The following is a 26,771-nucleotide window of genomic DNA, read 5'->3' as shown; positions in this document are numbered from 1 at the left end:
AGCGTGTGAAACGAACAACCCCGGGCTACAGCCCGGGGTCGGATCAAAGAGGGTCGTGTGATTTACCCGTTCGATGCGGCGCTGCCGTTACCGTTGTTGTTCAACATCGGGAGCGGGATGATGGGCCGCAGGGCACCGCCATCAGTGTTGGTTTCGCCCTCGCCGTCCCCCTCTCCCTCGCCGCCACAGCCGTTACGAACGACACGCGGCTTCCGCCGGGCCATTCGCTCGTTGTCCTGCGGAATCAGCGCGGACTTGTCGCCCTGAAGCAGCCCGCTCACCCCGCGGGTGTTTGTCGGCTGGCCGTTCACGGCGGGCTTGTCTTCCGCTTGGTAGCGGATCAGCAACCCTTCGTAGTTCCGCAGAACGACCGCGTCGTCGGACATCGAGACGAGGTAGTTCGGCATCATCGGGATCTTCCCGCCCCCGTGCGGGCTGTCGACCACGTAGGTCGGGATGCCGATACCGGACATGTGCCCGCGCAGCCCCTCCATGATTTCCAGCCCCTTCCACACACTGGTGCGGAAGTGACCGGCCCCGGTTACGGGGTCGCAGTGGAAGAGGTAGTACGGACGAACTTTGGCTTTCAGCAGGTTCCGCAGGAGCGACCGCATGGTGCCGAGGTCGTCGTTCACGCCCTTCAAGAGCACCGAGTGGTTGTTGATCGGCATCCCGGCACGCAGCAACGACCGGCACACGCGCACCGCTTCCGGGGTGACCTCGCGCGGGTGGTTGAAGTGCGTCTGAATGTAGACCTTTTCCGCCGAACCGAGCAGGTCGATCAGCTCCGGATCGTACAACCGCTGCGGGAGCGTGACGGGCACCCGGGTGCCGATGCGGATCACATCGACGTGGTTGATAGCCTTCAGATTTTCCAGGTAGAACCGGAGCTTGCCGATGGGCAACGTGAGCGGGTCACCGCCGGACACGATCACGTCGCGGATCTCGCGGTGCTCGCGAACGTACTGGATCATCCGCTCGTCGTCGGCACTCACGCCCTCCCAGCCGCCGCGTGTGAGCGTGGCGCGCTTGCGCGTGCAGTACCGGCAGTACATGGTGCAGTTGGGCGTGGTGATCAGAAGCGCGCGGTCCGGGTAGCGGTGCGTGAGACCGGGGACCGGGGAGTCCTTGTCTTCTTCGAGCGGGTCGTCGAGTTCGTACCCGGACGGGTTCTCGGCTTCGAGCGGCGATGGTACCGACTGGAGCCGGATGGGGTCGTTCGGGTCTTCCGGGTCGATGAGCGAGAAGTAGTACGGTGGGATGGCGAGCTTGTACTCGCCCTCCAAGCGCCCGAGCACTTCGAGTTCGGCAGGTGAAAACGGGAGCAGGTTCCGCAACTGGCGCACCGAGCGGATCGCGTTGTGAGTCTGCCAGCGCCAGTCGTCCCACTGGTCGGCACTCACGTCCTTCCACAGCGGGTGGCGCCGCGGGAGACTCGGAGGCTCTTCGTCCTCGAACCCGCTCACGGTCGGGATGACCGCGTGCTCGACGAGCGGGTGTCGGGCGTCGGACTCGAACATACGCCGATTAACCTCCACGGGTCCGCGAGTCCCGGGCCGGCGCCACGCGGCGACCGGCTCGACGGGTGCGGTCCGACCGGCGGTGTGCGCCGGAGCGAGAACGCTTTAAGAACGAATCGTAACGCGAGGTCTGTGAAAAACAAGTTGCACGCCCGCCGATACTGCCCGGTTTCCGCGCTTTTTTCGCGCCACCATCATTACACCCCGGACGGTTCCGCGCGCCACGGTCGGTACCCGACCTTACATTTTCGACGCGCCCGGCGACCGAATACGATTGACGCTGCGAAATAGCACGCCTGTGAAATGCGGTCAAGAGAAAGCGCGCGACGGTTCGGAACGAGAGTCTTCACCTTGCTGCAACAAGTCGGCAGTAGGGACGGGCACCGCGAGAATAAGGACGTGAGCATTGGGGCACGGTCAACGTGTGCCCCGCAACCGCAGTTTTACTGAAGGCGACAGGCACGCTCGTGTCATGGGTGATTGTCGAGTGGATAATCAGCACGGTCATGTCGGCCACACAGAGCCCGGTGCGCCGAACCGCGTGTCCGCCGGGAAGACCAGTCCGAATCGTTCGGCGAGCACACTCAGTAGTTGGTCGGGGTCGGTGATCTCGAATCGCTCGATCACCTCGGCACCACAACGGCGCGTGAACTCGCGGTTCAGGATCGAGACCCGTGTCCCGTCCGGTCGTGCGCGAGCGATAAGCAAGTTCTGGCGGAACTTCGAGTTCTTGTGACGACTCGTCCACCAGTTGCCGACCTCGCGGTCGATATCGGGCATCTCGTCGAGCGTGAATTCGTACACGTCCGCCCACGTGTCGCCGAGTTTCGCCTGGTGGAAGTACCGCGGTGCAGGGTTACGCTCCTCACTGATAATGCGCCGCGTTTCGTGCGGGGTTGGTTGCTCGCTGTCGATTTGGTCGATCCGTAGTGGTGTTGTCGGCGTCAGCCCACCCAACCCCACGTCGACCAACCACGAATCGCCGTCCACCTCGACACGCAGGAACAAGTGTGTTCGCGGCGGCGTGTATTCACGCGGCATCTGGATTCGCACCCGCGCGGCCAACGGCTGCGCACTGAACCCGATGGCGCTCAGCGCCCCGAGTAACAGCGAGTTCTGCTCGAAGCAGTAACCGCCGCGGCGATCCCCCACGAGCTTCCGCTCGACCGCGGGCAGCTCCAACTGGATCTCGCGCCCCAAGAGAACATCGAGGTTCTCGAACGGGATCGTGCAGGTGTGTGCGAGGATGATGTCCCGCAATACGGGGAGCGTCGGGGTGCGCGGGCCGACGTAACCGATGCGGGAGAGGTAAGCATCGAGGTTCATTTGGAGTGGTACTTGTAGTGGTTCGGAAATCCACGAAACTGCCTTGGGAGTTCTGCGGCGACGATACGAAGTTTCAAGGCGGTCTCGGTCCCAGATGTCTACCTGCAACTTTCTGTTTTCTGTCGCCCTTTTGTAGCTCCGTATCCCTTTTGAGATTATCGGCTTCTCCTATGACTGATCCGCGCGTTCCGCGTTCATCAGTGGCGGATTGATTGCGCTCGTCGAATCTGCCGCTGCAATCTGGTATGATCGGCGAGACGCACCTCAACAGCATCGATCCGAAGACCGGGCACAGGTTCTTGTCGATGAAACTGGTCTACACTCGCCATTACAACATCGGGTTCCTCGGGCTGGAGCGCATGCACCCGTTCGATTCGCGGAAGTACGGGCGCGCGTGGAAGGCCATCGGGCGCGCGGTTCGGCGCTTGCGGAACCGCGCGTGGGTGGGAGTTCCGCGCCCAGTGTCCGTCGCCGATCTCATGGCCGTTCACGATCCGACTTATTTGAAGCGCCTGAACGACCCGCTCGAACTGTCGTGGGCGCTGGAATTGCCCTTTCTCCGGAAGTTGCCCGCGTGGGCGGTGTGGCGAGTGATTCTGCGACCCATGCGGTGGGCCGTGGCGGGTTCGCTCGTTGCTGCGCGTGAGGCGCTCGTTTCCGGCGTCGCAGTTAATCTCTCTGGTGGTTATCATCACGCCAAACCGGACCGCGGCGAAGGGTTCTGCGTGTTCAACGACGTCGCATATCTGGTCAACAGACTGCGAGCCGAGGGGCGCCTGACCGCAACTGATCGCGTCGCGTATGTGGACCTCGACGCCCATCAGGGTAACGGCGTCAGCCACCACTTCCGTGCCGACCGCCAACTGTTCATGTTCGATGCGTACAACCCCAACATTTATCCCGCCCACGACCGAGAAGCCCGCGCTCGGATCGATTGCCCGGTCCCCCTCCCCACTCGGTGTGCGGGGACAGAATACCTGCAAATCCTGGAACGCACGCTTCCCGGGTTCCTCGACTCGATCGGGCGCAGCGAGCGCGTCGGGCTGGCGGTCTACAACGCAGGTACCGATGTGTTCACGCACGACTCCCTCGGCGGGTTGCACCTGTCCGCCGAGGACGTGCTCGCGCGCGACCTGTTCGTGGTCGAACAGCTCCGGGCACGCGGCATCCCGGTCGTCATGCTGTTGAGTGGCGGGTACAGCCGCGACAGCTACCAGCTCGTGGCGAATACGGTGATTGAATTACTCCGCCGCTACAGCAAGTAGAAGCCACGGTGTGATTCGTGACTCCGCGTGCCGTGTCGCACGAATTAGGGTTTCGCGCTCGGAACAACGGGCTGCGTCCAGGCGACTTCGACATCGCCCTTCGCGTAGGGGTTCGGGTGCGGCTTGCTGCTCGTCACCTTCGCGCGGACGTACAGTTCCTTACCCGTCAGCGTGTACGTGGGGTTCGGATCGGTCGATTGCGCCACCACCTTGCCAATGTCGGGTGAGTAGTCCCCCGTCACCGGAGTTTCTTTGCCCTCTTTGTCCGTGAACACCTTCGGCGAACCGGTCAGATCGGTTCCTTTCATCGTGGCGACGAACTCCGTCTTGTATGTCACCCCGGGTTCGGTCCGGATCGCTAGCTTCAGAACACCGCCCTCATGGGTGATCTCGTTCAGTACGACACCAGTGCTCGCGTAGAAATCGCCCGCTTCCAACCCCTTCACGACGGTTTCCGCGGTGAGGAACGGGGCCTTCACCATCACCCACCCGCGCCCCGGGTTCACTTTACCCACGCCGTACTCGTGGTACCCGTGCGAGTCGTCGGTCGCGAGCCCGTACACGACCGACAGGTTGTGTTTGCCCAGGCGCAGCGCGAGCGTGATGTCCCACACGCGCTCGCAACTCGCGTGCGCGCCGTCCCCGTAGTTCCGCACGCCCGGGTGCCCATTAAACACCTCGAAGTAGCGCAACTCGTCGGCGAGTAGCATCTCCTCCGCGCGCACGCCCCACCCGAAGTTCGGGTGGTTCAGGAACGCGATCATCGCGCGGCTGGTCTTCGTGCGCTGCTCGTTCACCTGGCGCAGGTTCACGCGAACCGTTTCGACCGCGTCCGCACCGTCCAGGGGCTTGATCGGGTCGCGCAGGTTGATGCCGTTGATGTGGACCGGGCGCTTCGCGTAAGCGTGCGTGATCTCCTCCGCGGGCACGAGCAGGAACTTGCCCGGCTCTTCAAAGAGCGAACGGAACTCGGCGAGGGGCTTCAACCGCACTTGTGCCTTGTCCTTCACGGTGCGCGTTTCGAGCCACCGATCCCCGAACCGCCGCGTGTACTTCGCCACGGCCGCCTTGCGGGTCGCGTTGGCGTCGGCGTCCACCCACTTCGCACCCTCCGCAATCACGTTGTGGTCCGTGAGCGCGAGGAAGTCGTAGCCGTGCTGTTTGTACCAATCGACGACCATTTCGGGGAAATCGTCGCCGTCGCTCCAGAGCGTGTGCGTGTGCAGGTTCCCGCGCCAGTACTTCGGCGGCGCTGTGGTGAGCGGGGACGGAACGGGCAGTGTGGGCGTCGTCGGCGCGACGTCCGTGTTCTGGAACGCGACAGCGACGGCGAACACAGAACCGGTGAGTACAACGGCCGCGAGCGGACGGGAGACGGGCATGAGGGTGGGCCTCTTGGCAGCGAGAGGAACAGTAGTGAAAGTATGCGTTTCGCGGGGGCAAAGGGAACATCTTCCCGTGCCCGTTCCGCAAATGTTCACACTTCGGGCGCAGGATTGGGTAACTTGGTGGGCCACCCAACTCCATCGGACCCGCAACCATGCCGACATCACCCGGACTGTCCCGCAAGTACCCACACCACTACCTCGCGCCGCGCAAGTACGCGCTCGTCATCAGTTGCGTCGATTGCAGATTGCTCGACGACCTCGTGCGGTTCCTGGACCACGACAACCTGACGAACCGGTACTATCACCTCACGTTCGCGGGGTGCGCCATCGGGCTGAACAAGAAGGCGCCGGTCTACCACCCGACGTGTACCCAGCGCAGCGCGCACACCTGCGTCCCGTTCGACTTCTCGACCTGGAAGCAAGCCCTCTACGACCACCTGAAACTGGTGCTGACGCTCACCAAGGGCGAGGTGACGGACGTGTACGTGATCGAGCACGCGGATTGCGGCGCGTACAAGGCGTTCCTGAACGTGGACTACTACGCGGACACCGCGAACCCCGACACGGACGCCGAGCACAACGACCACCACGCGCACGCCCTGGAACTGGCAAAAGAACTGATCGAGTGGTACGACACACCGGCCGCCAAAGCACTGGCGGCGGACCTCAAGAAGCAATTCGGGCTAGAAGAGCTGCGCCCGCCCCTGGTCCGTGGGTTCCTGATGGACCTGCGAGGCGGGGTCGAGCGGCTGTTCGACTCACCGACTCCCGGCAAGCGCGCGAAAAAGGCACGCACACCGGCCGCGAGCGCCGACGACGAGTGCTACATGTGAACGCCCCCCGGCTTGCGACGTTTTCGCGCGCCGGGAACTCTTCCGCCCGACTACGGCTTTACGGTTCGAGCGAATCGTCTGCGTTTGTTTTCGGAGGTGGGAGAATCTGCTGAAGCTTCCAACCCTTGATGTTGACGAACTGGAAGTGCTTCGCCTCTACACCCGGGAGATCGATTTGCGGGTTCGTGAATTTCCACACTTCCGTGTCGCCGTTCGGCTTGAGCACATACGCCTGGGCCGGCAAGTATGAGATCTTCGCCGTGTTCGGTCCCGGACCGTAAAGGGCCAATCGCATGTGCGCGAACGCGCGCGTGCCTTCGTCCGAGCGCGGCTTCAGATCCAGATAAAGATAGTTCTCATCGCTCTTGAGGAGTTTGATGTCGAACCGCTCTTTCATCTCCTTCGCCTTCACGCCGGAAAGGAGTTCGAGTGCCGGGTTCGGGGCCAGCAGCCGGTTCCACGGCCAGTTCGCTTCTGCATTCAGTGGCAACTTGATTGCGGTGATGGTCTTGGCGAGGCCGCTGTACAAGTACAGGAATTTGCTATCGCAAATAAACGCCTCATAGTCGGTCTTCGCCGGGTCACCGATGTTATTGATCCGAAAGACTACGTAGTTCGGTTTCATCCATAGCACCACCGATTCCGGCCCGCCGAAAGAGGTCGTTTTCATGAATACCGCGTCGGTGCGGGTCAGAGCCACTTCCGCGCGCAAGTTTGTGAGCCCCGCGACCTTCTCCTCCCACGCCCGCAGGTGGGGATCGAGAACGGGGTCTACGGCTACCGGAGGTGGAGCCTGGGGAACGAGATCGGCAACAGGCGCTGCCACAATCGGAGTAACTGGGACCGATTGGACGTACACGACGCGGGACCGGCGCGGTGGACACGCCGCGATCAGCAGAACGGCCAGAACGATACCCACCGGGCGCATGCGGACCTCCTTCGACCAAGTATGGGGTCGCGGTCCTATAACCCGCCCAGCGCGCGAACAAAAGTCCAACCACCGACTGTCCGGACAATCACTCCGAGTCGATTTATTTTGAGTCAAATATTTCCTGATAGGCGAAGGGGTGGGATTGGTAGAAGAAGTGAAGTGCAGAAGAGGGGGCGGTTCACTCTCCCCGCCGAGAGCGGCGGCGGGGACTTGAGTCCTTCTTTTCAATTGTGTTGGGAAGTTTTACTCGGCCCTTCGGTCGTCTTTACCGAGCGCGATCCATAACGCACTGAGGTCGTGGGCACTGGTGTCGCTGGTCGGGCTGTGGGGGCAGCCGTCGTCCGCCAAACGGTACAGATCGTTGCGGTCAATGCTGTCGGCTTGCATCACTCGGCCCTCGATGTGAGAAGGTTAGATGCCCGGGCAGCGTGTCCCTGCGTCCCCGGCACCCATGACTTTGCAACCGCCGTGCCGTCGTGCCGTGCCGCGCCGAGTGAATTGCTTTCACACGCGAACAACCGTCGGTTAATTTTTCCCAAACCGCCGGGTTCGCGTCATCGCCCTCATTTTCCACTCACGCGCAAGTTCTATACGATTGCCATATCCGACACCTTTGCGACTCGCGTTATTCAAGCGATCTTTCGGGAACACTTACCCCAGGTGACGTGTTTGCGGTAGTTTGGGGACTTATTTGAGAGCAATGCGCGACCGGTGCGATGCTCGCGAAGCGGTCCGCGAGTAAATTAGCCTCGTTCCGCGCATAAACACGAGTGCGCTCGTGCTTCGGGTGTAAGTCCGCACGGGCGGGTATTCAGTTAGGCCCGGCGCCGGGCGTGGTGGTACTGGGACCGATGATTCCGTTCCGAGGGGATCGTTGATGAACCGAACACCCGAAGCCCCCCAATCCGCGCCGCGCGCGTGCCCCACCCCGGCCGAACTCGCCGCGTTCCTTTCGGACGAGTTGCCCGCGCCCACAATGGACGAGATCGGGGCACACGTATCGAGTTGCAAATCCTGCGACGCCGCGGTGCGCCGAATGGACGAGGTGACCCACTCGAAGTTCCGAAAGCCGGCGAGATCGTCTCAGAACAATGTCGGCCCGAGCGACCCTACACTGCCCGATTACCCTTACGTGCTCGCGTCGAGCCGCTCGCTCCCGCCCACACAGGTCCACTACGTCGTCCCCAAGCCCCCGGAGCGCCTGGGACAGTACCGGATCATGGAGCGCCTCGGCCAGGGTGGGATGGGTACCGTGTACCGGGCCGAGCACGCGCGCCTCAAGAAATTCTTCGCCGTCAAGATCCTGTCCGCGAGCCAAATGTGGGACCATCGCGCGGTGGCCCGGTTCCAGTTGGAAATGGAAGTAGTTGGGCGCCTGGACCACCCGAACATCGTCCGGGCCACCGACGCGGGCGACGTGGACGGGTTGCACTTCCTCGTAATGGAACTGATCGAGGGCTCGAACCTCGCCAAACTCATTAACCGGTGCGGACCGCTCCCGGTTCCCGTCGCGTGCGAACTCGTGCGCCAGGCCGCGCTCGGGCTGCAACATGCGCACGAGAACGGCCTGGTTCACCGGGACATCAAGCCGTCCAACCTGATGCTGTCCACGAGCGGGCAGGTCAAAGTGCTGGACCTCGGGTTGGCCCTGCTCCGGTCGAACGACCCGAACCCGAACGACGACGAGTTGACCGGGGCCGGCGAAGTGATGGGAACGGCCGAGTACATGGCCCCGGAACAGTGGGCGAACACGCACGCGGTGGACGTCCGCGCCGACATCTACAGTCTCGGCTGCACCCTGTACGCCCTGCTCGCGGGCGACCCGCCGTTCTCCGGGACCGAGCGCAAGACCTTCATGCGCCTGATGACCGCGCACCAGACAGAGGCCGCGCCGCCGATCACGACCCGCCGGCCCGAACTCCCCGCGCCACTGGTCGCGCTCCTCGACCGGATGCTGGCGAAGAACCCGGACGACCGGCCGGCGACCCCGGGAAAGGTCGCCGACGCGCTCAAGAGCCTGTCGGACGAACGCGGGCTGTCCAAGTTGTCCGGCCTGTCTGTGTCCGGTGCCGAGTCGAACGACCTCTCGGCTTCCGAGACGCCGACGTCGTTCTTCCCCGCGACGGTGAAGATCCAACCGCGCCCGAGGCGCCGCCGGTGGCGCGGGGTCGCGGCACTGGTACTGGTGCTCGGTGGGGCCGGGATCGGTGGGTACACCGCGTTCGCGCCCGCGCCGGTACCAAACCAAGCGAAACAGCCGCTACCCCCGGAAGAGCCACCGCACGATCCCAAAAAATGGCGAAACCTCCTGACCGCTCAGCCCACGGAACGCCTGTGGCGCGCCAGTCAAATCGCGTTCTTCGACTTCAACCCCAAGAAGGAACTCCTTTCGGTACGGTCACCGAGTAAATCGCTGCTCCGACTCGGGGAAACACAAGCGAAAGGGTACAAGCTCCAGGTCGGGCTCCGACAGGTAACCTGGGAAGGTGGCGTTGGTATTTACTTTGGCGGCGGTAGCCCGTCCCAGGAACCGAACGAGTTCCGGTGCCAGCTCATCCACCTCGTACACGTTGGGCTCCCCGGAAACGCGGCCAAATACTCGCTGTCGCGCTCGCGCGGCAATCTCGTCCGACTCACCGATCAAAGACCGGATCTACAAGTGTGGGGATTTTCCGGAACGCCCGTCGCGTCTCCCGGACCCAAGGAGCACCTCCTGGAACTCGAAGTGCGTCCGGAGTGTGTCTGGAGCATCCGGTGGGACGGGGCCGAGTGCTCAGAGCTGACCAACGAATTCGCACTTAGTCAACAACGACGGATGCTGCCCGACCCGCACCTCATAGGGGAATACGGGATCTACTGCAACGGGGCTGATGTGTCGGTTTTAACTGCCCGGTACATAGAAACGGAATGACCGGCTTCGGCCCGGGTCGAACCACAACCAACGGACCTAAAGGCGACTTTGCATCTGTTTCACTTGAAATTCGGAGCAACCGTGCAGATCCAGTGCCCAACGATTAACATGAACGTCCTGGTTAGCGGGACCGGTTCAGGCTCCGGCTCGTTTCCGGGTGGGACGATCTGCGTGCGCGGATCTACGGGCGACGGTGATACCGCGGGATCGTTACCGCTGACTGTGCGAGTGCGCGTGGTCGCGGGACACGTTCCACCGGTAGGATCAGCGGAGCCGAAGCAGACCTACGACGTAGACGTTACCCCCGTCGGGGGACAGTGGTGCGCGACCGGCGTACCCGTTTCCGGGTCCACCCCCGCGGGGGTGCCGCTCACGGCACTCGCTTGGCTCCGCACGGGACCGTCCTGGAGTGGGCCGGACGGCGTCTGGTTCTACGGCGGCGGCCCCAACCCGACGGGTTGCTGCCCAACGTCCCCTCTCGAACAATCCGCGCCCGTCGCCGGAGCTTTCCAGGGGTGGCCCCCCCCTCCCCCTCCGCTCCCTTCCGACATCACAGGATAATCGGCGCGTTCATCGCGGCCTCGTACCGCGCCGAACTCCCCTCCACTGCGGCACATGGTGCCGCAGGTTCGTTTTTTCTTTGCTCAAACAATGCCAACGCTACCGTATTTCGGTTTGTACGTCGTCACATGCCCGGGGCGCGAGGCCGTATTGGAACGGACCCTCGCCTCGGTCCGCGCGAGCGACTGGCCTGGCGCGCCCGTCGTACTGCGCCAGCCCGCGGACTGGCCGGTCGGGTGGCAGAGCACGTCCCGAATGTACCGAACGGTTCTCCAGCGCGCGTGGGGGGACGGGTGCTGGTGGGCCGTGGTTCTCGAAGACGACGTACAGGTGAACCGCCACCTGTGGGCGAACCTCACGCGCTGGCACCCGATCACAACGGGACAGCTCCACTGGGGCAGTCTGTTCGTCCCCGACACGATCCACGACCCGTGGGCGCGCACGTGCCCGGAACTCGGCTACCGGCTCGCGCGCCCGGCGCTAACGACCGGCCCGAACGCGCAGTGGCAGAAGGCCCGTTTGTGGGGCTCACAGGCTTACGTGTTTAGCCGCGGTGGGCTGGGCGCCATGCTCGACCAATGGGACCGGCACGGGGGCGGACAGGACGCCCGCGCAGTCACGATCGCGGGAGGCGCGGGCTGGCCGCTCTGGTACACGAGCCCGTGCCTCGTGGAGCACGTCCCCGTTATCAGTGCGTTCGGTACTCCGCCGGCCTACGCCCCGGATTTCGTTCCCGGCTTCCGGTTCGTTCCCGAACCGGCTGACACATACCGGCACCCCGAGGGTGTACCCGGGTGGTTGAGTTTCGCCGAGGGGCGAGCGCTCTGGGAACTCGCGCGCGATAAACGGGTGCTCGAATTCGGCCGGTTCCGCGGGCGCAGTACGGTCGCGCTGGCGCAATCGGCGCGCGAAATCGTTTCCGTCGACGTTCTCGATTCCGCGCCTGCGGCAGGCTGGCTTGAACGGTTCGGTTGCCCACCAAACGTTACGTTCTTCCAGTGCCACTTTGCCGAACTTGATCCGCACCTCGGTCCCTTCGATCTCGTTTTTGTGGACGGGGAGCACGACGCGGCGCACGTCCGCGCGGACATGGAACTCGCGCTCACGCGGCTCGCGCCGGACGGATATCTCGCGTGCCACGGTTACCCGGACCCCGACTGGCCCGACGTGCGCCGAGTTGTGGACGAGATCGCCGCGGCGCGCGGATTGGTGCGAGTGTGCCAAGCGGATTACCTCGCGGTTTTTCAGGTCTCCGACCCCGCGCGCACACAAGAGGTACCCGAACCGGCGCCTCTGATCGCGACATCATCGATCGATTCACTTCCGATGGAGACGGTCCGCACTCCCCGCACCGTGTGGGTGTACTGGGAAGGGCCGATGCCGGGGTACATCGAGCTGTGTTGCGAAACGATCCGCGCGCACAATCGACACGTTCGCGTTGAAGTGCTCGACCGGGGCGGATTCGATGCCTTGTTCCTCCACGACCGTGACCTCCCGATCGACGCGCTCATCCTTCCTCACAAGGCCGACTTTATTCGCGCGTACCTGCTCGCCCACTACGGCGGGCTGTACCTTGATGCCGACTGCATCGTGCTGACCAGCTTGGATTTCGTGTTCGATCTGGCCGACGCCAACGGGTTCGTCGGGTACCGTGACCCGCTTGGGTACATGAGTGCCAGTTTCATGACCTCGGCTCCCGGTGGGGCCGTGATCCGGGATCACTACGAGCGCGTGTGCGCGGTTCTCCGGTCCCGGCGCGAACGGGGCTGGCTCGACCTCTCGTCGGTGCCGCTAGACCAAGCCGTCGCCGCGCACCCGAAGTGGGCACATATCCTGCCCACAGAGCGCGTCATGCCCATCTCGTGGCAGGCGAGCGAGCGCCTGAGCGAGCGCCATTCGGACGCCGTTCACGAACTTTCGTTCCGCTCCGATGCGGCGATGTACATGCTGTCGAACAACACGATCAAGAGCCGGCGCGCGACCCGTGTGCTCGCGCACATGCCCCCGCCGACCTGCTGGTGGACAGTTACTTCCTCTCGTTCCTGTTTCGCCGCGCGCTGGGGCGCCCGCAACTGGTGCCAGAAATCAAGTACACACACGACACCGACCTCGGAGCCGAAGAGTTCGATGAAGGCGTGCTCGACTTCCTGGCGTCCCGGTTCGGGGTGCGGACGCTGATCGACGTCGGGTGCAATTCGCCCGAAACGGTCTACCGCGCCAGACGCAAAAGCATCCGGGCCGTCGGCGTGTCTGGCGACCCGCAAGTCGCACGCGACTGTCAAGTCATCATCGAACACGATTACTGCCGTAAACCACTGTTCGCGGGCGAATTCGATCTGGGTTGGTCGGTGGGTTTCCTCGAACACATTGAGGACCAGTTCGCCCCGAACATTCTGGCAACGTTTCAGGGCTGTCGCGTCGTCTTTGTGGCCGGAACTGACTCTGCGGTGGAGCGTTGGGCTGAGCTGCTCCAGCAAGCAGGCTTCACCTTCGACCCAGATGCTACGGAAGGCGCGCGCCGGCGCTCGACGATGGAAGGTGGGACCACGCGAACAACGGGCCTCGTCTTCCGGCGCGGCGAGAGCTTGGGGTGAGGGTGTCCTATCGGAGCGAAGTCACATCGCATCCGGAGGTGCCCCGTGCAAATCACGAACAGCGAGGGCTACAGCTACGAACCGGTCCGCGTCGTCGGTCACGTACCGCCGTACCCAGCGGACCTGGTCGCCAAGTCGAAGGATCTGCTCACCGCCACGTGCGGTCTCTTCAAAAAACTGGGGCCGGTCGCACACGTCGCCCCGCACGTGTTCGCGAAGTACAAGGTCCACGCGGATCGCGCCCGAACCAGTGCCGCAGTGATCGGGGTGGAACCGGTCGACCTTCTGGCCGCGAACCTGTGTTACGACCTGCTCATGGGCGCGAGCGCAATGGGGTGTTCGACCCTCGCGCTCGCGGGACCGGACGGACCGGTGCTCGCGCGGAACATGGACTGGTTCCCGGCCGAGAAGGTCGCGAAGGCGAGTTGCTTGGTGACCGAAGAGTACGGCGTGAACGCCGGCTTCCTCGGCATGTTGGGTGCGGTTACGGGTCTGTCGAGCCACGGGTTCTGCGTGTGCCTGAACGCGGCGTTCGGCGGCTCGGACCCGGACGGTTACCCGATGCTACTGTTCCTCCGGCACGTCCTCGATACCGCAACGAACTACCGCGCGGCCCTCGAAATGATCACCACCGAGCGGCTCATGTCCGGTGGCATCATTACCGTGGTGGGTACGCGAAACGAGGAACGTGCGATTGTTGAGCGCGCCCCGCGGCGCGCGACCGTGCGTGAAGCCCGGGGATCGGAGCCGTTGCTGGCGACCAATCACTTTCGTGATCTGAGCACACCGGAAGAGTGTCCGCGTTACGCACACATGGCCGCGTTCGTGGGTCAGGTCCGCCCGCTGAACCTCCTGACGAGCAAGCACGTTCTCCAGGAGATCACCGCGCAGCACGTCGTGATGTGCCCGGCCACGCAGACCGCCGAAATGTTCGTCCCCAGTCACTTGCTCCCCGAAAGCGTGTGCGAAGAAATGACACTCGCCGACCTGTACCGTTACTTCCTGAACTGAACGACCGCGATCAGTCTTGAGAAGCAATCATTCCCCGCGCGACAGCACATGCGCAGCGTGAACCCAGAACACCAAACCCGCAACACCGCACACGCACGCGGCGCTCACCAGCCCCCAAAACAGGATTTGCGGCGGGACCGGCGCCTCCCCGCGCAGCAGGTTCCACACGAACACCGGCCAGCCCACCACGAGCATCGTGACCGGGAGCAGGAGCCGGAACGCGCGCGCGTCGCTGGCGCAGCGGACCGTGAACCACGCACCCACGGCGACTACCAGTGCCATCGCGATCGCGGTCAGCCCCGCCGCAGCCAGTCCCACACGAATCCCCGCGTCCGCGATGAACGCCGTCCCTACCGCGGCCACGGCGACCGCGCCGAACACAGTTCCTCGTTCCACTTGCGCTTGAATCTTCGCGCGCAACACCGCGTGCCGGTCGAGTGTGGTGGTGAGGAGTACGTCGAGCGTTCCGCGGAACCGCTCGCCCGCGATCGCCCCACTTAGCCCTACCGCGAGCGGCAATAAGTACCGACCTCCTGCGAACACGCCGGCCCCCACCAGGAGCCAACTGCCAGTTTCCAACCCACCCGATTGCCCCGAATAGCGCTCGATCTCAGACGGATCAAAGCCCTTCGCCACGCGGGCGAGGAATATCCACATGCCACACGCGAACAACCCGATGGCGACCGTGCCCGCGACGAACCCCATGAACTTCGAGAGCGCCAGTGGTGCCCACTTCGGGCGCCAGCCCACGCACCGCTCCTTCCATAACACGGGATCGCCCGCATCGATCGGGGGCAGGTCGGGCGGAACTTCATCTTCCGGTTGGAGCAGTGGCGGCTCGGCGGGTTTAGGTGGTTCGGGATACGCGGTCGCCGGCGGTGGCCCCGCGGTGGCATCGCGCAACCGCAACGCACGCACCGCGTTGATGAGGAACAGGCTCCCAACGAGCACCTGAATCAGTGGGTACCCGAACGCCAGCCCGACGAACTGTTCGTTTATCGGCTCGCTCGCGAGCACCACGAGCACACCAAAGGGGCTGGCGAATACGAACGGCGGAACGAACGCGCCACACACGAAAATCGCGATGCGCGTGTAGGCCCGAAGCACCGCCGATCGGAGATCGGGCGCGTAACACGCAGCGCTAACACCAATCGCAGCACACAGCACAACGGTACCGGCGGTAACCGAGTAAGCCGCTGCGAGAAAGGCCGTGCTCACGCCCCCGAAAAGCTGTGTAATCATGAGCACCGGCAGACCCGCGAATAGGGCCGCGAGCACGAACGCGATCCGCCCCGCGGCCTTGCCGAACACGATCTCGCGGTCCGTCAGGAGCGTGATGAGTAGCAACGGGAGCGTCTGCTGATACTTCTCTTCCGACACGGCGGACGCGGCGAGCGCGGGCGCGAGCGCAACGACGGCCACGAGTTGCACTTCGAGCAGCGTCAGCGCGAAGGCATTGGCGAACCGGGCCAGTTCCGCCGGCGCCAGCACACCCGGGCGTCCGAAGAACACGTCGCGCGCGGGAACCTGTGGTTGGAACCAGAGTGTCGCGAACGCGATGAACGCAAGAAAGAGTGTGTAAAGCAAGATGAGGCGCACGCGCGTGGCGAGGCCGCGCCGGGCGATCCGGCGCAGCTCCCAGGCCGCGAGTGAGCCGAACAGTCCGAACGGCCACACGCTAATTATCCTGCAACCCGAGCGCGATACCGGCCTTACCGAACGGAATCCCGACCGTCGGCCACGTGTTCACGATCTTGAGTTCGGCCGAGTGGTCCCCGGACAGCCGCGTGTTCTGTCGGGCCACCCACAGTAGCCCCCACGCATGCCCGGCACGAACCTCCTTCGGTTTGTCGGCCGGGGGGAGTTCGACCCAACTTTCGTCGGCCTTGTCCTTCGATCCGGCCCCGGAGCGGGCCTGAACGATCGCCCCTCGCGCCCACGCTTTCATCCCATCGTCCGCGATGAGATTGGCCAACTCCTTCGCCAGATCGGGCTTGTTCTTCTCGGCCGCGATCTGCGCAAGCCGGAGCACGGAGAACGCCGAAATCTCCTTGCGCCCCTTGTTCGCGGACAAAATCGCTTGAGCCGCGTCGAGCGCCGGCCCCGGGTCAGCGGACCAGTCCGCACACAACGCAAGCGCCCGAATCTGCCCCTCCGGAGGGCCGCGCCGCTGTGCCAACTGGACTGCAACGTCGGGTTGGTTTTCCACCAGCGCCTTACCCACATACGCGAAGCGGCTGGATTCCAGCATCGATTCACCTGCGGGTGGCGCGATGATTCGCGGCGCCTTCTCGGGATCAACTGCGAAAAAGAGCGTTTGGGCCGAAGCCGGGGTCGGGACGCTCTTCATCAGTTCCGGCCCGCGCCCCTTCAGATCGCCCATCACCCGGCGCGGCAAATCGCTCCCCTTATCGGTACGCAAGACCTCCAGCGCGATGGATGCCTTCGCCTCGTCTTGTTCTTTCTCGTTGAAGAGCGCGAGCGGGATCATTTCGACCGCGAGAAGCCCCTGCCCCTGCTTGGTGAGTTCGCGCGAGAGTCGGCGGGCGAGGTGGTTCTTGAACTCGAACTCGGCCGCCCGCAGTAGTTCGAGCGACTGGCGCAGTTCGTCGAGTACCGTGTAGAGGCGCTCGTTGGGGCGGGTCTTCAGGTCGGTACCCGGCGTCCAGCGAATGCGGACCTGGTCGCGGGCTTGTTGTTCGCTGCCGCCCAGAATGAGGATCGCAACCGCCAGCTCACCGCCCACAGCGTTACGCGACAGGCTCGGTGGCGCCTTGCGGATCGCGTCGCGTGCCTTCGCGAATTGCTCCAGTGCCTCCTTGATTTTCGGCTCCTTGTGCCGCGCCGCGTGCTCGCCGCCGGCGATGTACAGGAGCGCGGAACACAACTGAGCTTCGGGCGGTGCATCGTTCGCCGGTAGAGCGCCGGTAGACTTGGCGAACTCCTCCTGCGCTTCCACCATCAACCGGTCTTCGCCGCGCTCGACGCGCCCCACGTAGCACGAACGAATCCCGAGTGTCGTACCGAGCAGCGCTCCCACGATCACGAGGGCGAACGTCACCTTTTGCTTCAGCGGGCGCGGTTCGTACTCGATGCCGTCGGCCCCGGCTTGTGTCAGGGCCTTACCAGACACGAATTTGGCGTCGGCCGCATCCTGAACATTTGCGAGCTTCTCGAAGTTCTGTTTCGCCATGCTCGGGAGCTTGCTACGCTCCTGATTCCAGGGCACGGGGGCATCATTCTTCGGTTCGGGGATCTTGACCCGTTGGCGGCACTCTGGGCAGAGGGCGTTCTTACCGGCCTTTGCGAGCGGTTCGGTCCATTTGTGGTTACAGTGCTGACACTCGATGGGAATGAACTGCGCGGCCGCGTCTTTTTCGACCTGGGCTTGTTCGTCGGCCAGCGCCGCGAGCGCCTTGGCCTCGGCCTCGGCGATTTCCTCGGCCGTCAGGCGCGGCGCCCCGCCCGCGACAACAACCGGCTGCGGGATCGTGAGTTTGGCGCGACAGGTCTTGCAGGTCGCCGACTTGCCGGCGAACTCGTCCTTGAGCCGGTATGCGTGCTGACAGTGCGGGCAGTTGAACTCAATCGCCATGTTCGGTGGTCCCGCTGCGTGAATCAGAGAACGGGAGACTTGTAGACCCATTATCCGGTGAATCGGGAACAGAGGCAATCGCGCATTCGCGAAGTGGTTTGACTCGCGCCGCTATCACTTCTCGTTGCAACACCAGACGTTGCGACCGTCCCAAAGAACGGTTCTTCGCACGCTTCCGGCACCAAAGTCATCGCGAAGCACATAGAGAGACTACAACCGCGCTCAACGCAGCAGAGGCGGCACGCGGTTCGGCTTGTTCGTGTCTCGGTGCGTGGTATTAACGTCCGGCCCGATCGGGAGAAACGGAAATGACGTCGCGTATGTGGGTGGTTATTGCACTGATCGCACTGGTCCAGGCAACGGGGTGCTGCCAGCACTGCTGTTGCCTCAGCGATCGCGATTCCCGATCACCGACACGCGACACGTACCGCGACGACCGGCCGCCCCACGTGAGCGGCGCCGATACTCTGCCGCCCGCAAACTTGCCGACCAGCCCGGGCGCGGCCCCGTCATCGGGACCGCCGAAAGTCACGGGCGCTTACGGTGGGGTTGAGTAATTGCGCGAGCTAAATGGTCACGAACCGGGATTCGAGAAGGGCGGTCGACGGAGCGTGCCGTGTGAAGCCGGCGGACCAGCCGGTCGGCGGAAGATATTTGACCCGCTTCGGATCGTGGCGGGGACGACTTTCATCGGAGTATCTGCGTCGCCGAAATCAACGCGCAGGTTGAGCGACTTCAGAACCGCCGACATGAACTCGCAGCAATTCGGGAACCGTTCCTGTGGAACCGGAGCGAGTGCTTTCAGTAGCGGCGCGCGTTCCGGCTCCGTGACGCCACTCAGGTCCGCGAACGGGCGCAGCGAAGACCGCGAGGCATTTTTGACCGGTGGCGGGAACGGGAACCGCCCGCACCGGAGCGCGTAGTACGTAATGGCGAGGCTGTACTGGTCGGACCAGTCGGTAATGGACCCGAGGAACACTTCCGGGGCCGCGTACTCGCGCGTCCCCTGGCGCGAACAGGGCGTACTCGGACCGAACGTGGCGGTTGCGAGCCCGTGGTCGGTGAGCTTCGCGGTGTCCCCGAACAGCAGAATGTTGTTGGGCTTCACGTCGCCGTGCTGGAACCCGACCCGGCGCCCGTCGCGAACGTGCTGCCGGGCGTTCAGGAAGTCCAACGCTTCGGCCACTTGCCACAAGTAGAGGCACAGCGTGGCCGGTTCGAGTTCCTGCCCCAAGTCGTCGCGGTAGACCAGCATCAGGTCGAGGAGCGTCGCCTCGGCCAGTTCCATGTTAACGACGAGGTACCCGGGGACCGACCAGACGTCGTAAGTCTTGACGATATAGGGGTGTTCGAGGCTCTGGAACGATTGAATCGAGCGCAACTCGCGGGCCGTGGTGTTCGTGTTCGAGGTGGGCATGAACTTGAGTGCCACCGGCGGGCCGGAAGGCGCTTCCGCCTCCCACACCTCGGCGAACCCCCCGCGCCCGCGCACGCACCGCAGCCGGTACCCGGGAGAGGGTTCCGCACCGACGGCGAACGCGAACGCCCCAGGCGTGGTCGAACGAATGTTGGGAAGGGCCGACAACACCACATCCCCTTTGGGCGATATCACCCGCGGACAACTCGCTCGCGGCGCGATGAAGGTGCATGTATTTCAGCCGAACTGTAGCACACGAAGGCCGCATGAAGGCGCCGTAAACCGGTTTCGTTCCGGATAGGGCGAAATTATCCGTCCCGGGCGCCAACGCAGCATTATACGCCGGCGCTGACGGTACTGTAACTCCAACTGACCGGCTTACCATTTTGGTACGGCATGACGCCGTGGAATTGGGGGGCCGAACGATCGAACACGAGGGGTAAGAAGAACCGATCGCCGTCCCACAACGGAAGTGTCGAAACGCGATCGACCTCGACCCATTCGAGCGCCCCTTCCGCGTTCGCGCTAAGCGGCGCCCCGGAAAACTGTTCGATCCGAAAAATGAAACCGAACCAGTCCTCGCCGCGCTTCCCGAACCCGGGCCAAGAAATAGTGCCGGCGAGCTGCACGGCATCGCACTCGATGCCCGCTTCCTCGCGGATCTCGCGCTTCATCCCCGCAACCACGTCCTCGCCGGGTTCGAGTTTCCCGCCGAGGCCGTTGTATTTTCCAAGGTGTGCGTCATCTGGGCGCGCGTTCCGGTGGATCATGAGCACCCGCCGACCGTCCGGTGAGAAAACGTAACCGAGTGTCGCGAGGATGGGGGTATAGGGCATATGTTTTTGGCCGACGGTCGCGGCGGCCACGGCTGCGGCTTTCGCGTCGTCGCAAGGATGGGGGTATAGGGCATATGTTTTTGGCGAGCGACCGGTAAGCAGGTTGGTGACTCGGGCGAAAATCGCGTACTTGGGGTAGATCGGGGCGGGTGCCCGACTCACGGAATCAGTGCAGGCCAGGGTACCTCCACCGATCGGCTTACACCGGCTGGTCGCCCTCGCTGGGTTCCAACCCCGCGACCACGGCGCGAACCTGCTTCAAGTCTTCATCTGTCACTCCCTCACGACGCGGGTAGCGACGCTCGAGGGCATCGAGCAACGTTTCCCACATCTCCCGCGACGGATTCGTCACGGCCGCCCAGTTGGTTCGGCGCCGGAACCGGACCTTGAAGTGCCACTTACGGGCGAACTTTTCTGCCCGCACAAAGCGCTTCTCTCCGCTCTCCGGGTCCGCGTCGGTCCACTCGATTTCCATATTGGCGCCCGCAAAGACTTTGGGTGTACAATTCCAGGGTATCGGCTCGTGCCCCGAAGGGGGAAGCCGGTTCCAGTCCGCGGTAGCGGGGTTCGGGAAACATGCTGCTGTTCGAGGCTCACAAGCACGAAACGTCCGAGGTGGCTCATAAGGCCATCGTCTCGATCGCGTTCAGCCCGGACGGATCGACCATCGCCACGGGCGGGCGCGACGGTACGGTACTCGTGCGGGACGCGGACGGGAATGTCGCGTCGCTCCTCGAGCGCGGTCCCAAGGTGCTCCCGGTCTACTCAGTCGGGTTTCAGTCGAACGGAACCGCGTTGGTCATCGGTAGAGCCTTTGGGTGGATGATATACAAACAGGCCGGAGAGAAGTGGGGCGAGTTCACCTCCAAATCGTCCTCAGTCACGTCACTTGCGGTGCTCAGTGACCAACTCATCGCAATCGGTACGGGGGATCGCACTAAAGCCAGCGGTGGTTGGTTTGAGCTCTGGGACACCATCAAAGATCGCAAGGCCCCGCGGCCCTTCTCCGAGCCTAATGGGGTCCGCGTGATCGCCGCTAGCCCGAAGAACAAGCTCGTGGCCTGGGCGACAGGACACCGCAAAGTGCGCGTGTGGGACATTACGACACCAGCCCCAATCGACTTTCCCCAAGAACGCGACTGCCCCGCCATCGCCCTCAGTACCGACGGGTCCATGCTCGCCGCCGCCGGCGACTGGAACGCGAAAATCTACGACCTCAAAACGAAGCGCGAACGAGTCGTGTTAAAGGGCCATAAGGGACAGGTCTTGTCGGTCGCGTTCAGCCCGGACGGATCGACAGTCGTAACCGGGAGCTTCGATTCCACCGTTCGCTTGTGGGACACGGCCACGGGAAAAGAACGCGCTAACTACCAGTGGGACATCGGCGTGGTCCATTGTGTGACCTACGCTCCGGACGGCTTCCGACTGGCCGCGGGCGGTGATTCCGGGCGCGTTGTCGTGTGGGATACCGAGTAGCGAACCCGAATTTCGCGTCCGGTCGAGCATAATTCGGGATCTCTTATCGAATCGGGACTAAACCCGAAATCCGTGCCCGCTTGAGTGGCGTCGGCACCCACCAAGCCGTTTCGCTCCGTGCTGGCCCGCCACACCGGTCCAGGCGATCCGTCGCTGGTGAACGGCACAATCAAGCAGTGTCTGGATAAAGGACGTGGTCCAGAGTCATAAAGGCCGCGCCGCGTAATTTGCGCGGCGCGGGTGATGACTTGCATGCCCCGGATCGAAGGGCTCTTGGCAGCCCGAATTCACAGCGCTTGCACGAGAGCAACGAGTCTACTTCCCGGTCAGCGTCCCCATCGCTTCGCGTGCGAGTTGATCGCACTCACCTTTGAACTCAATTGCTTCTGGAGAATCGGCGAACGAGCCGAGCCCGGTCTTCTCGCCCAGCAGCAAGGTGAGAAGGGCGTTCAGTGGCCCGCCGGCCACACCGCTTTCGCCGTTCGCCCCGCTTACGAACATGCGCTCCGGTACCAGCGGTTGGGTGCTATCAGCGAGCCGGTCCGCCAACAGCGACGCGGCGTACAATCGCGGGTCGCCATACGCAGCAACCTTACGCAACACCACCGCCGCCTCGGAAAGACCGATCTGGAGGGCCTTTTGCCCCTCGCCGCGCCCGGCCAGCACCTGCTCCTTCGCGTGGGCCTCGGCGGTCAGCACCGTTTGCTCGGCCTGGCGCTTCGCTCGAGCCAGTTCCGCGTCCGCCGTAACGACCATCTGTTCGGACTGTTTCCGGGCGCGCGCCAGCTCCGCTTCCCCGCGGCTCTCGGCGATCTGGATCTCGGCCCGCGCGTTCGTGAGTTGCACCTGAACAGCAGCTTGAGCCTGGGCCTCGTTGAGCGTCCGCAACTTCTCGGCAGCGGTGCGCTGGCGCTCGTAGGTTTCGAGTTGCTCGATGGACAACTGTCGCAACCGCAACTGTTCGAGCAGTGCCTCGATCTTGGAGTCCTTCTCGTGCGCGACGGGTTTGCCGATGAGAACGTCCACGCACTCGACGTCGAACTCGCGGAACCGGGTCCGCAGTTCGGCCCGGGCCTCGGCCTGGATCAGATCCCGCTCGTGGAGCAACTGGAGCATCGTCTTCTTGTGCGCGACGTCGCGGAAGTAGGCGCTGAGCATGGGGTCGATCGACTGCGTGATGAGCTTCTTGACGTCCCCGAACCGCTGGATCACGCTGGGCGCTCGTTGGTAGTCGATGTGAACGACCACGGAGAGCGGCAGCAGTGGTTCGTAGGCGTCCCGCGTCACCAGATCGATGGACCGCAGCGCCTCGTCGAACTTGTGCGTCTCGGTTCTGCCCGTCACCCAGTGCAACACGAAGTTCGTCGTCGGTACCAAAATCACCTGCCCCGCATAGACGTTGAACGGGTACTTCCCCGGGCCGAGGGGCCGTTCCCAAACGCCCCGCTCGCCGTCTTGCACTCGCTCGCCGTGGCGGAACCCGGTACCGGAGACGTCGCGCCCGGCACGGCCCACGTAACTCACGACCACCCCCACGTGACCGATGGGCACGACAGTCTTGGCGACCAGTTCCACCGACGCGAACCAGCGATTGATGAAATACGTGCCGTCCGTCAGCGGGGCGGACTGGCGCCCGCGGCGCCCCGCCGCCTTCAGGAACGCCTCGGAGTCCTGGTAGTTGTTGTGGTAACTGGCGCCGTCCGGCTCGGTCCCCACAGCCGGCGCGATGATCTCCCCCGGCGGCAAACTGGGACCGTCGTGAACGGTAACGACCCCGATCAGGTCGTCGTGGACTTCGGTTTCACCGGTCTTGCTCGAGCCGCCGATCACGACCGGCTGGAACCCGCCGCACGCGGTCAACTGCTCGTGCCACGCCCCGATCGCGTCCGCCTCCTGAGCTTCGAGCAGGTGCGGGAGGCTATACGCCCCGTTCTCCGTCATAACGACGAACGCAGCAGGGTTAATGGCGTAAACGCCTTCCCGGAGAATCGCCCGCTGGCGCCCCCGCTGCCCGTAATCGGCCTCCTCGCCGACGCGCGCCAGGAACACCTGGGCGTCCTGAAAATTGTTACACTCCACCACGCGCCCGAGCGTCTGACTGGGTGGCAGCGGCTGCCCGTCGCGGGCGTACACGTATCCGATTTGCCCCTGCGAAACCGTAACGAGCGGCGCGACGTGAATGCGGTACTGCCAGCGCCAGTACCCGAAGTGCAGTCCACCGCGAAGGAGCGCGGCTTGGTACCCGGCCTCGTCGTGAAGCGCGATGATCCGGCCGCCCGTCACCGATCCCTTCGGCGACCAAAGTTTTTCGACGACCCCGACCTTGTCGTTGGGAATCACACGAACCGTCAACCACCAAAACACGATTCCGCTGCACAAACCTGCGACGGCCAGTAACCCATAAAGCGCAGCAGGGCTCGAGACGTCGTCCGTGGCAACAAGCGCGAACACATCAGCACCGTGGGTGCGGAGAATGGGCGCGATCGTCCGAGATGATTCGACGAGGGAGCCCGTTCAAATAGCGGCGGGAGACGCTCCCGCGCCGGCCTACGAGGTTAGCTGACGGGCTAGGGCTTGAACGTGCCCCGGTGGGTGTACCCACCTGCGCCCCGGGGAGCGTCTCTCGTCGCTCCCAGTGGTTCCCCCGCTCCCGCTCTCTGCAAGCGGAACTCGGCTGCTTCTTAGAGTTTCGCACGCCACGTTGCAAAATTCAAACGGGATCGGACGATCTGCAAAATTGTTACCCTGGCCGAAAGAGCCCGCTGCGGCGCGGTACCATGCGACACTCTTGCCGCCGTCCGTGTACTGCTATATTGGCTACTGGAATTCATCTGCTGGCTCATTAAAGGCCGGACGCATGCACCGCACTCTCCCCCTCTCGCGGGTCATCGACCTCACCGACGCCGCTGGTAACCGCGTCTACAACATGACGGTGGACGAGGCGCGCGAACTCGTCGCCACCGGAGACGCGGGCGCGGTCGGGCGCATCGAGGGCGAGTTCGCCCTGATCGGCCAGCGCGGGCGCACGATCTTCTTCGCGCGCACCATCGGCCGGCTGCTGCGGTACTTCATCGCCAAGTGGCACGACGGGCCGATCCTCATCGTCGCCGACCGGATCGACGCCATCCGCGACCAGTTGAACATCTTGGGCCTCGGGGACCAGTTCCACCCGTCCTACACGCGCATGGTGCCCGCGCACCACGTGATGCGGCTCGAACTCGTCGGCTGCCCGGACCCGAGCCCCACCTGCGACCGCTTCTTCGCCCCGACGCGGAACTCGCTCCCCGCGGACCCGAATACCATCGGCGAGCGCTACATCGGCGCCGCTTACAACGAGATCGTCCGCTGGCTGGACCGCGTGCCGGCCCGGGAGCCGATCGGGGTCTGCTTCTCCGGCGGCGTCGATAGCGGCTCGGTCTTCCTGCTCACCTACCACGCCCTGCTCCAGCGCGGCGACAGCCCGTCCCGGCTCAAAGCGTTCACACTCGAAGTAGACGGCGGCAGCCCGGATCTCGATCAGGCCCGCGAATTTCTGAGTCGTCTCGGGCTGGAACTGTTCCTCGAACCGATCTCGGTCCGCAGCTCCGACGTAAAGATCGAAGACGCGATCCGGGTGATCGAAGACTACAAGCCGCTCGACGTGCAGTCCGCGGCGATGGCCCTGGCGATGTGCCGCGGCATCCGGGCGCGGTACCCGGAATGGAAGTATTTGCTCGACGGCGACGGGGGCGACGAGAACCTCAAAGACTACCCGATCGAGGATAACCCGGAACTGACGATCCGGAGCGTGCTGAACAACCTGATGCTGTACCAGGAAGGGTGGGGCGTCCAGGCGATCAAGCACTCGCTGACGTACTCGGGCGGGCAGAGCCGCGGATACGCCCGGACCTACGCCCCGCTCTCGGTCACAGGGTTCACCGGTCTCAGTCCCTTCGTGTGCCCCTCGGTAATTGAAGTGGCGGAGGGGATTCCGTTCATCGAACTGACGAACTGGGACCACGAGAAGCTCTATGCTCTGAAGGGGCAAGTCGTTGCGGCGGGCGTTAAAGTCGTGACCGGTCTGGACATGCCGGTGTTCCCGAAGCGCCGGTTCCAGCACGGCGCAACGACCAAACCCAAGGATCTCTTCCCCGCGAGCCCGGCCGCGTACCGCCGAATCTTCCAGAGGGTCTATGACGCCGGTGCCGCTCTTCACGGATGACTGGGTGCTGGCCCGCCGGCCGGCCCGGAACGCGCTGACCGCGGGCCGCCCGTATGCCTGGCTCGTCGAACCCGAACCGGCCGCCGACGGGCGCCTCGTGAACGTCGCGACCCTGTTCCTGACCAACCGCGAGTGCCCGTTCCGCTGCGTGATGTGCGATTTGTGGAAGAACACGCTCCCGGAATCAGTCGGTGTCGGCCAGATCCCCGAACAGATCCGTTGGGCGCTGGCGCAACTGCCGCCGGCCCAACACCTCAAGCTCTACAACGCCGGGAGCTTCTTCGATCCGCGTGCGATTCCGCCGGAGGATTACCCCGAAATTGTCCGGCTCGCGGCCCCGTTCGAGCGCGTCATTGTCGAGTGCCACCCCAAAACGATCGGTAAGCGCTGTGAATCGTTCCACGCCATGCTCGCGAACCAAGGGGTGAAGCTGGAAGTCGCCCTCGGGTTGGAAACGGTCCACCCCGAGGTGCTGCTCCGACTGAACAAGCGGATGACCACAGATGACTTCGCGCAAGCCGCGCGCGCGCTGCGGACCGCGGGGGTTACGGTGCGCGCGTTTATCATGGTGCGCCCGCCGTTCCTCACGGAAGACGAGGGGCTGGAGTGGGCCAAGCGCTCGATCGATTTCGCGTTCGCGCACGGGGCGGAATGCTGTAGTCTGATACCCACGCGCGACGGCAACGGGGCAATGGAAGAACTCGCACGGGCCGGGCACTTCGCCCCGCCCGCCCTGGAGACGCTCGAACGCGCCCTGGAGTACGGGCTTGCACAACGTGCGGGCCGCGTGTTCCTCGATTTATGGGACATCGGCAAAGTTTCTCCCGACGCCCCCGATCGCGAGGCGCGAGTAGCACGTCTCGCGCGAATGAACCTGTCGCAGCACCTCGAGCCCTAATGCGGAAC

22 protein-coding genes and 1 riboswitch are annotated in these 26,771 nt (G+C 63.9%); of the genes, 11 read left to right on the top strand and 11 right to left on the bottom strand.

Annotation, left to right across the window (positions count from 1 at the left end; all coding sequences use genetic code 11):
• Positions 1-62: 62 nt before the first annotated feature.
• On the bottom strand, positions 63-1,520 hold the full coding sequence (locus VT84_RS17680) for a KamA family radical SAM protein (RefSeq protein WP_082840446.1): 1,458 nt from the start codon (positions 1,518-1,520) through the stop codon (positions 63-65).
• 504 nt (positions 1,521-2,024) lie between these two features.
• A complete protein-coding gene (locus tag VT84_RS17675; protein WP_082840445.1) occupies positions 2,025-2,846 on the bottom strand; it encodes an arylamine N-acetyltransferase family protein in 822 nt (273 codons plus the stop codon).
• A gap of 212 nt (positions 2,847-3,058) precedes the next feature.
• Here VT84_RS17675 and VT84_RS17670 point away from each other — a divergent pair, with 212 nt between their 5' ends.
• On the top strand, positions 3,059-4,111 hold the full coding sequence (locus VT84_RS17670; RefSeq protein ID WP_239465880.1) for a histone deacetylase: 1,053 nt from the start codon (positions 3,059-3,061) through the stop codon (positions 4,109-4,111).
• A 44-nt stretch (positions 4,112-4,155) separates the two neighbouring features.
• Here VT84_RS17670 and VT84_RS17665 read toward each other — a convergent pair whose 3' ends face one another.
• The gene (locus VT84_RS17665) at positions 4,156-5,493 is read right to left on the bottom strand and encodes a PHP domain-containing protein (protein WP_052554041.1); all 1,338 of its coding nucleotides are present in this window, start codon (positions 5,491-5,493) and stop codon (positions 4,156-4,158) included.
• Between the two features lie 158 nt (positions 5,494-5,651).
• Between VT84_RS17665 and VT84_RS17660 the strand changes: the two genes are divergently transcribed.
• Entirely contained in the window at positions 5,652-6,332 is a 681-nt protein-coding gene (locus VT84_RS17660; protein ID WP_052554039.1) for a hypothetical protein, read from the top strand.
• 58 nt (positions 6,333-6,390) lie between these two features.
• Here the strand turns inward: VT84_RS17660 and VT84_RS17655 are convergent, their stop codons facing one another.
• Together VT84_RS17655 and VT84_RS38640 are read right to left on the bottom strand one after the other, a co-directional pair.
• On the bottom strand, positions 6,391-7,260 hold the full coding sequence (locus VT84_RS17655; RefSeq protein ID WP_082840444.1) for a TIGR03009 domain-containing protein: 870 nt from the start codon (positions 7,258-7,260) through the stop codon (positions 6,391-6,393).
• A gap of 246 nt (positions 7,261-7,506) precedes the next feature.
• Complete coding sequence (locus VT84_RS38640) at positions 7,507-7,653, bottom strand: hypothetical protein (protein ID WP_157469586.1); 147 nt, start codon at positions 7,651-7,653, stop codon at positions 7,507-7,509.
• Between the two features lie 487 nt (positions 7,654-8,140).
• Between VT84_RS38640 and VT84_RS17650 the strand changes: the two genes are divergently transcribed.
• The 5 genes from VT84_RS17650 to VT84_RS17635 all read left to right on the top strand — a co-directional run bounded on the left by VT84_RS17650 (position 8,141) and on the right by VT84_RS17635 (position 14,340).
• Positions 8,141-10,174, top strand: coding sequence for a serine/threonine-protein kinase (locus tag VT84_RS17650; protein WP_052554034.1), 2,034 nt, complete (start codon positions 8,141-8,143; stop codon positions 10,172-10,174).
• A gap of 108 nt (positions 10,175-10,282) precedes the next feature.
• Complete coding sequence (locus VT84_RS38635; protein WP_157469584.1) at positions 10,283-10,735, top strand: hypothetical protein; 453 nt, start codon at positions 10,283-10,285, stop codon at positions 10,733-10,735.
• A 150-nt stretch (positions 10,736-10,885) separates the two neighbouring features.
• A complete protein-coding gene (locus VT84_RS17645) occupies positions 10,886-12,913 on the top strand; it encodes a class I SAM-dependent methyltransferase (protein ID WP_162271746.1) in 2,028 nt (675 codons plus the stop codon).
• A complete protein-coding gene (locus tag VT84_RS39645; protein WP_082840442.1) occupies positions 12,871-13,329 on the top strand; it encodes a hypothetical protein in 459 nt (152 codons plus the stop codon). Before VT84_RS17645 ends, VT84_RS39645 begins: the two co-directional genes overlap by 43 nt.
• Positions 13,330-13,374: 45 nt before the next feature.
• The gene (locus VT84_RS17635) at positions 13,375-14,340 is read left to right on the top strand and encodes a C45 family autoproteolytic acyltransferase/hydolase (RefSeq protein ID WP_052554030.1); all 966 of its coding nucleotides are present in this window, start codon (positions 13,375-13,377) and stop codon (positions 14,338-14,340) included.
• 27 nt (positions 14,341-14,367) lie between these two features.
• On the opposite strand, the gene VT84_RS17630 is transcribed toward VT84_RS17635, so the two are convergent.
• Positions 14,368-16,017, bottom strand: coding sequence for a hypothetical protein (locus VT84_RS17630; protein ID WP_052554028.1), 1,650 nt, complete (start codon positions 16,015-16,017; stop codon positions 14,368-14,370).
• 1 nt (position 16,018) lies between these two features.
• Complete coding sequence (locus VT84_RS17625) at positions 16,019-17,935, bottom strand: hypothetical protein (RefSeq protein ID WP_082840441.1); 1,917 nt, start codon at positions 17,933-17,935, stop codon at positions 16,019-16,021.
• Between the two features lie 308 nt (positions 17,936-18,243).
• On the opposite strand from VT84_RS17625, the gene VT84_RS38630 reads away from it, so the two are divergent.
• A complete protein-coding gene (locus tag VT84_RS38630; RefSeq protein WP_157469582.1) occupies positions 18,244-18,492 on the top strand; it encodes a hypothetical protein in 249 nt (82 codons plus the stop codon).
• A gap of 17 nt (positions 18,493-18,509) precedes the next feature.
• On the opposite strand, the gene VT84_RS17620 is transcribed toward VT84_RS38630, so the two are convergent.
• The 3 genes from VT84_RS17620 to VT84_RS17610 all read right to left on the bottom strand — a co-directional run bounded on the left by VT84_RS17620 (position 18,510) and on the right by VT84_RS17610 (position 20,663).
• Positions 18,510-19,520 (bottom strand): serine/threonine-protein kinase, encoded by a 1,011-nt coding sequence (locus VT84_RS17620; protein ID WP_162271745.1) that lies wholly within the window; start codon positions 19,518-19,520, stop codon positions 18,510-18,512.
• 167 nt (positions 19,521-19,687) lie between these two features.
• On the bottom strand, positions 19,688-20,188 hold the full coding sequence (locus VT84_RS17615) for an NUDIX hydrolase (protein ID WP_052554023.1): 501 nt from the start codon (positions 20,186-20,188) through the stop codon (positions 19,688-19,690).
• A gap of 199 nt (positions 20,189-20,387) precedes the next feature.
• On the bottom strand, positions 20,388-20,663 hold the full coding sequence (locus VT84_RS17610; protein WP_082840439.1) for a hypothetical protein: 276 nt from the start codon (positions 20,661-20,663) through the stop codon (positions 20,388-20,390).
• 101 nt (positions 20,664-20,764) lie between these two features.
• Here VT84_RS17610 and VT84_RS17605 point away from each other — a divergent pair, with 101 nt between their 5' ends.
• The gene (locus VT84_RS17605; protein WP_082840438.1) at positions 20,765-21,664 is read left to right on the top strand and encodes a WD40 repeat domain-containing protein; all 900 of its coding nucleotides are present in this window, start codon (positions 20,765-20,767) and stop codon (positions 21,662-21,664) included.
• A gap of 315 nt (positions 21,665-21,979) precedes the next feature.
• On the opposite strand, the gene VT84_RS17600 is transcribed toward VT84_RS17605, so the two are convergent.
• Positions 21,980-24,028, bottom strand: a complete 2,049-nt coding sequence (locus tag VT84_RS17600; protein ID WP_204249786.1) for an SPFH domain-containing protein — start codon at positions 24,026-24,028, stop codon at positions 21,980-21,982.
• Between the two features lie 165 nt (positions 24,029-24,193).
• A riboswitch (cyclic di-AMP (ydaO/yuaA leader) is annotated at positions 24,194-24,350 on the bottom strand.
• Positions 24,351-24,521: 171 nt separating this feature from the next.
• Between VT84_RS17600 and VT84_RS17595 the strand changes: the two genes are divergently transcribed.
• Positions 24,522-25,865 carry an asparagine synthetase B family protein gene (locus VT84_RS17595; RefSeq protein ID WP_052554016.1) on the top strand — a complete coding sequence of 448 codons (1,344 nt, stop codon included), beginning with the start codon at positions 24,522-24,524 and terminating at the stop codon, positions 25,863-25,865.
• A complete protein-coding gene (locus VT84_RS17590) occupies positions 25,837-26,763 on the top strand; it encodes a radical SAM protein (protein ID WP_082840436.1) in 927 nt (308 codons plus the stop codon). Before VT84_RS17595 ends, VT84_RS17590 begins: the two co-directional genes overlap by 29 nt.
• Positions 26,764-26,771 lie beyond the last annotated feature (8 nt).

Origin of the sequence: Gemmata sp. SH-PL17, from assembly GCF_001610855.1 — a bacterium.
Classification (GTDB): Bacteria; Planctomycetota; Planctomycetia; order Gemmatales; family Gemmataceae; genus Gemmata; species Gemmata massiliana.
Note: the sequence above shows the minus strand (reverse complement) of the source record. Positions and strands in the feature narration are given on the sequence as shown.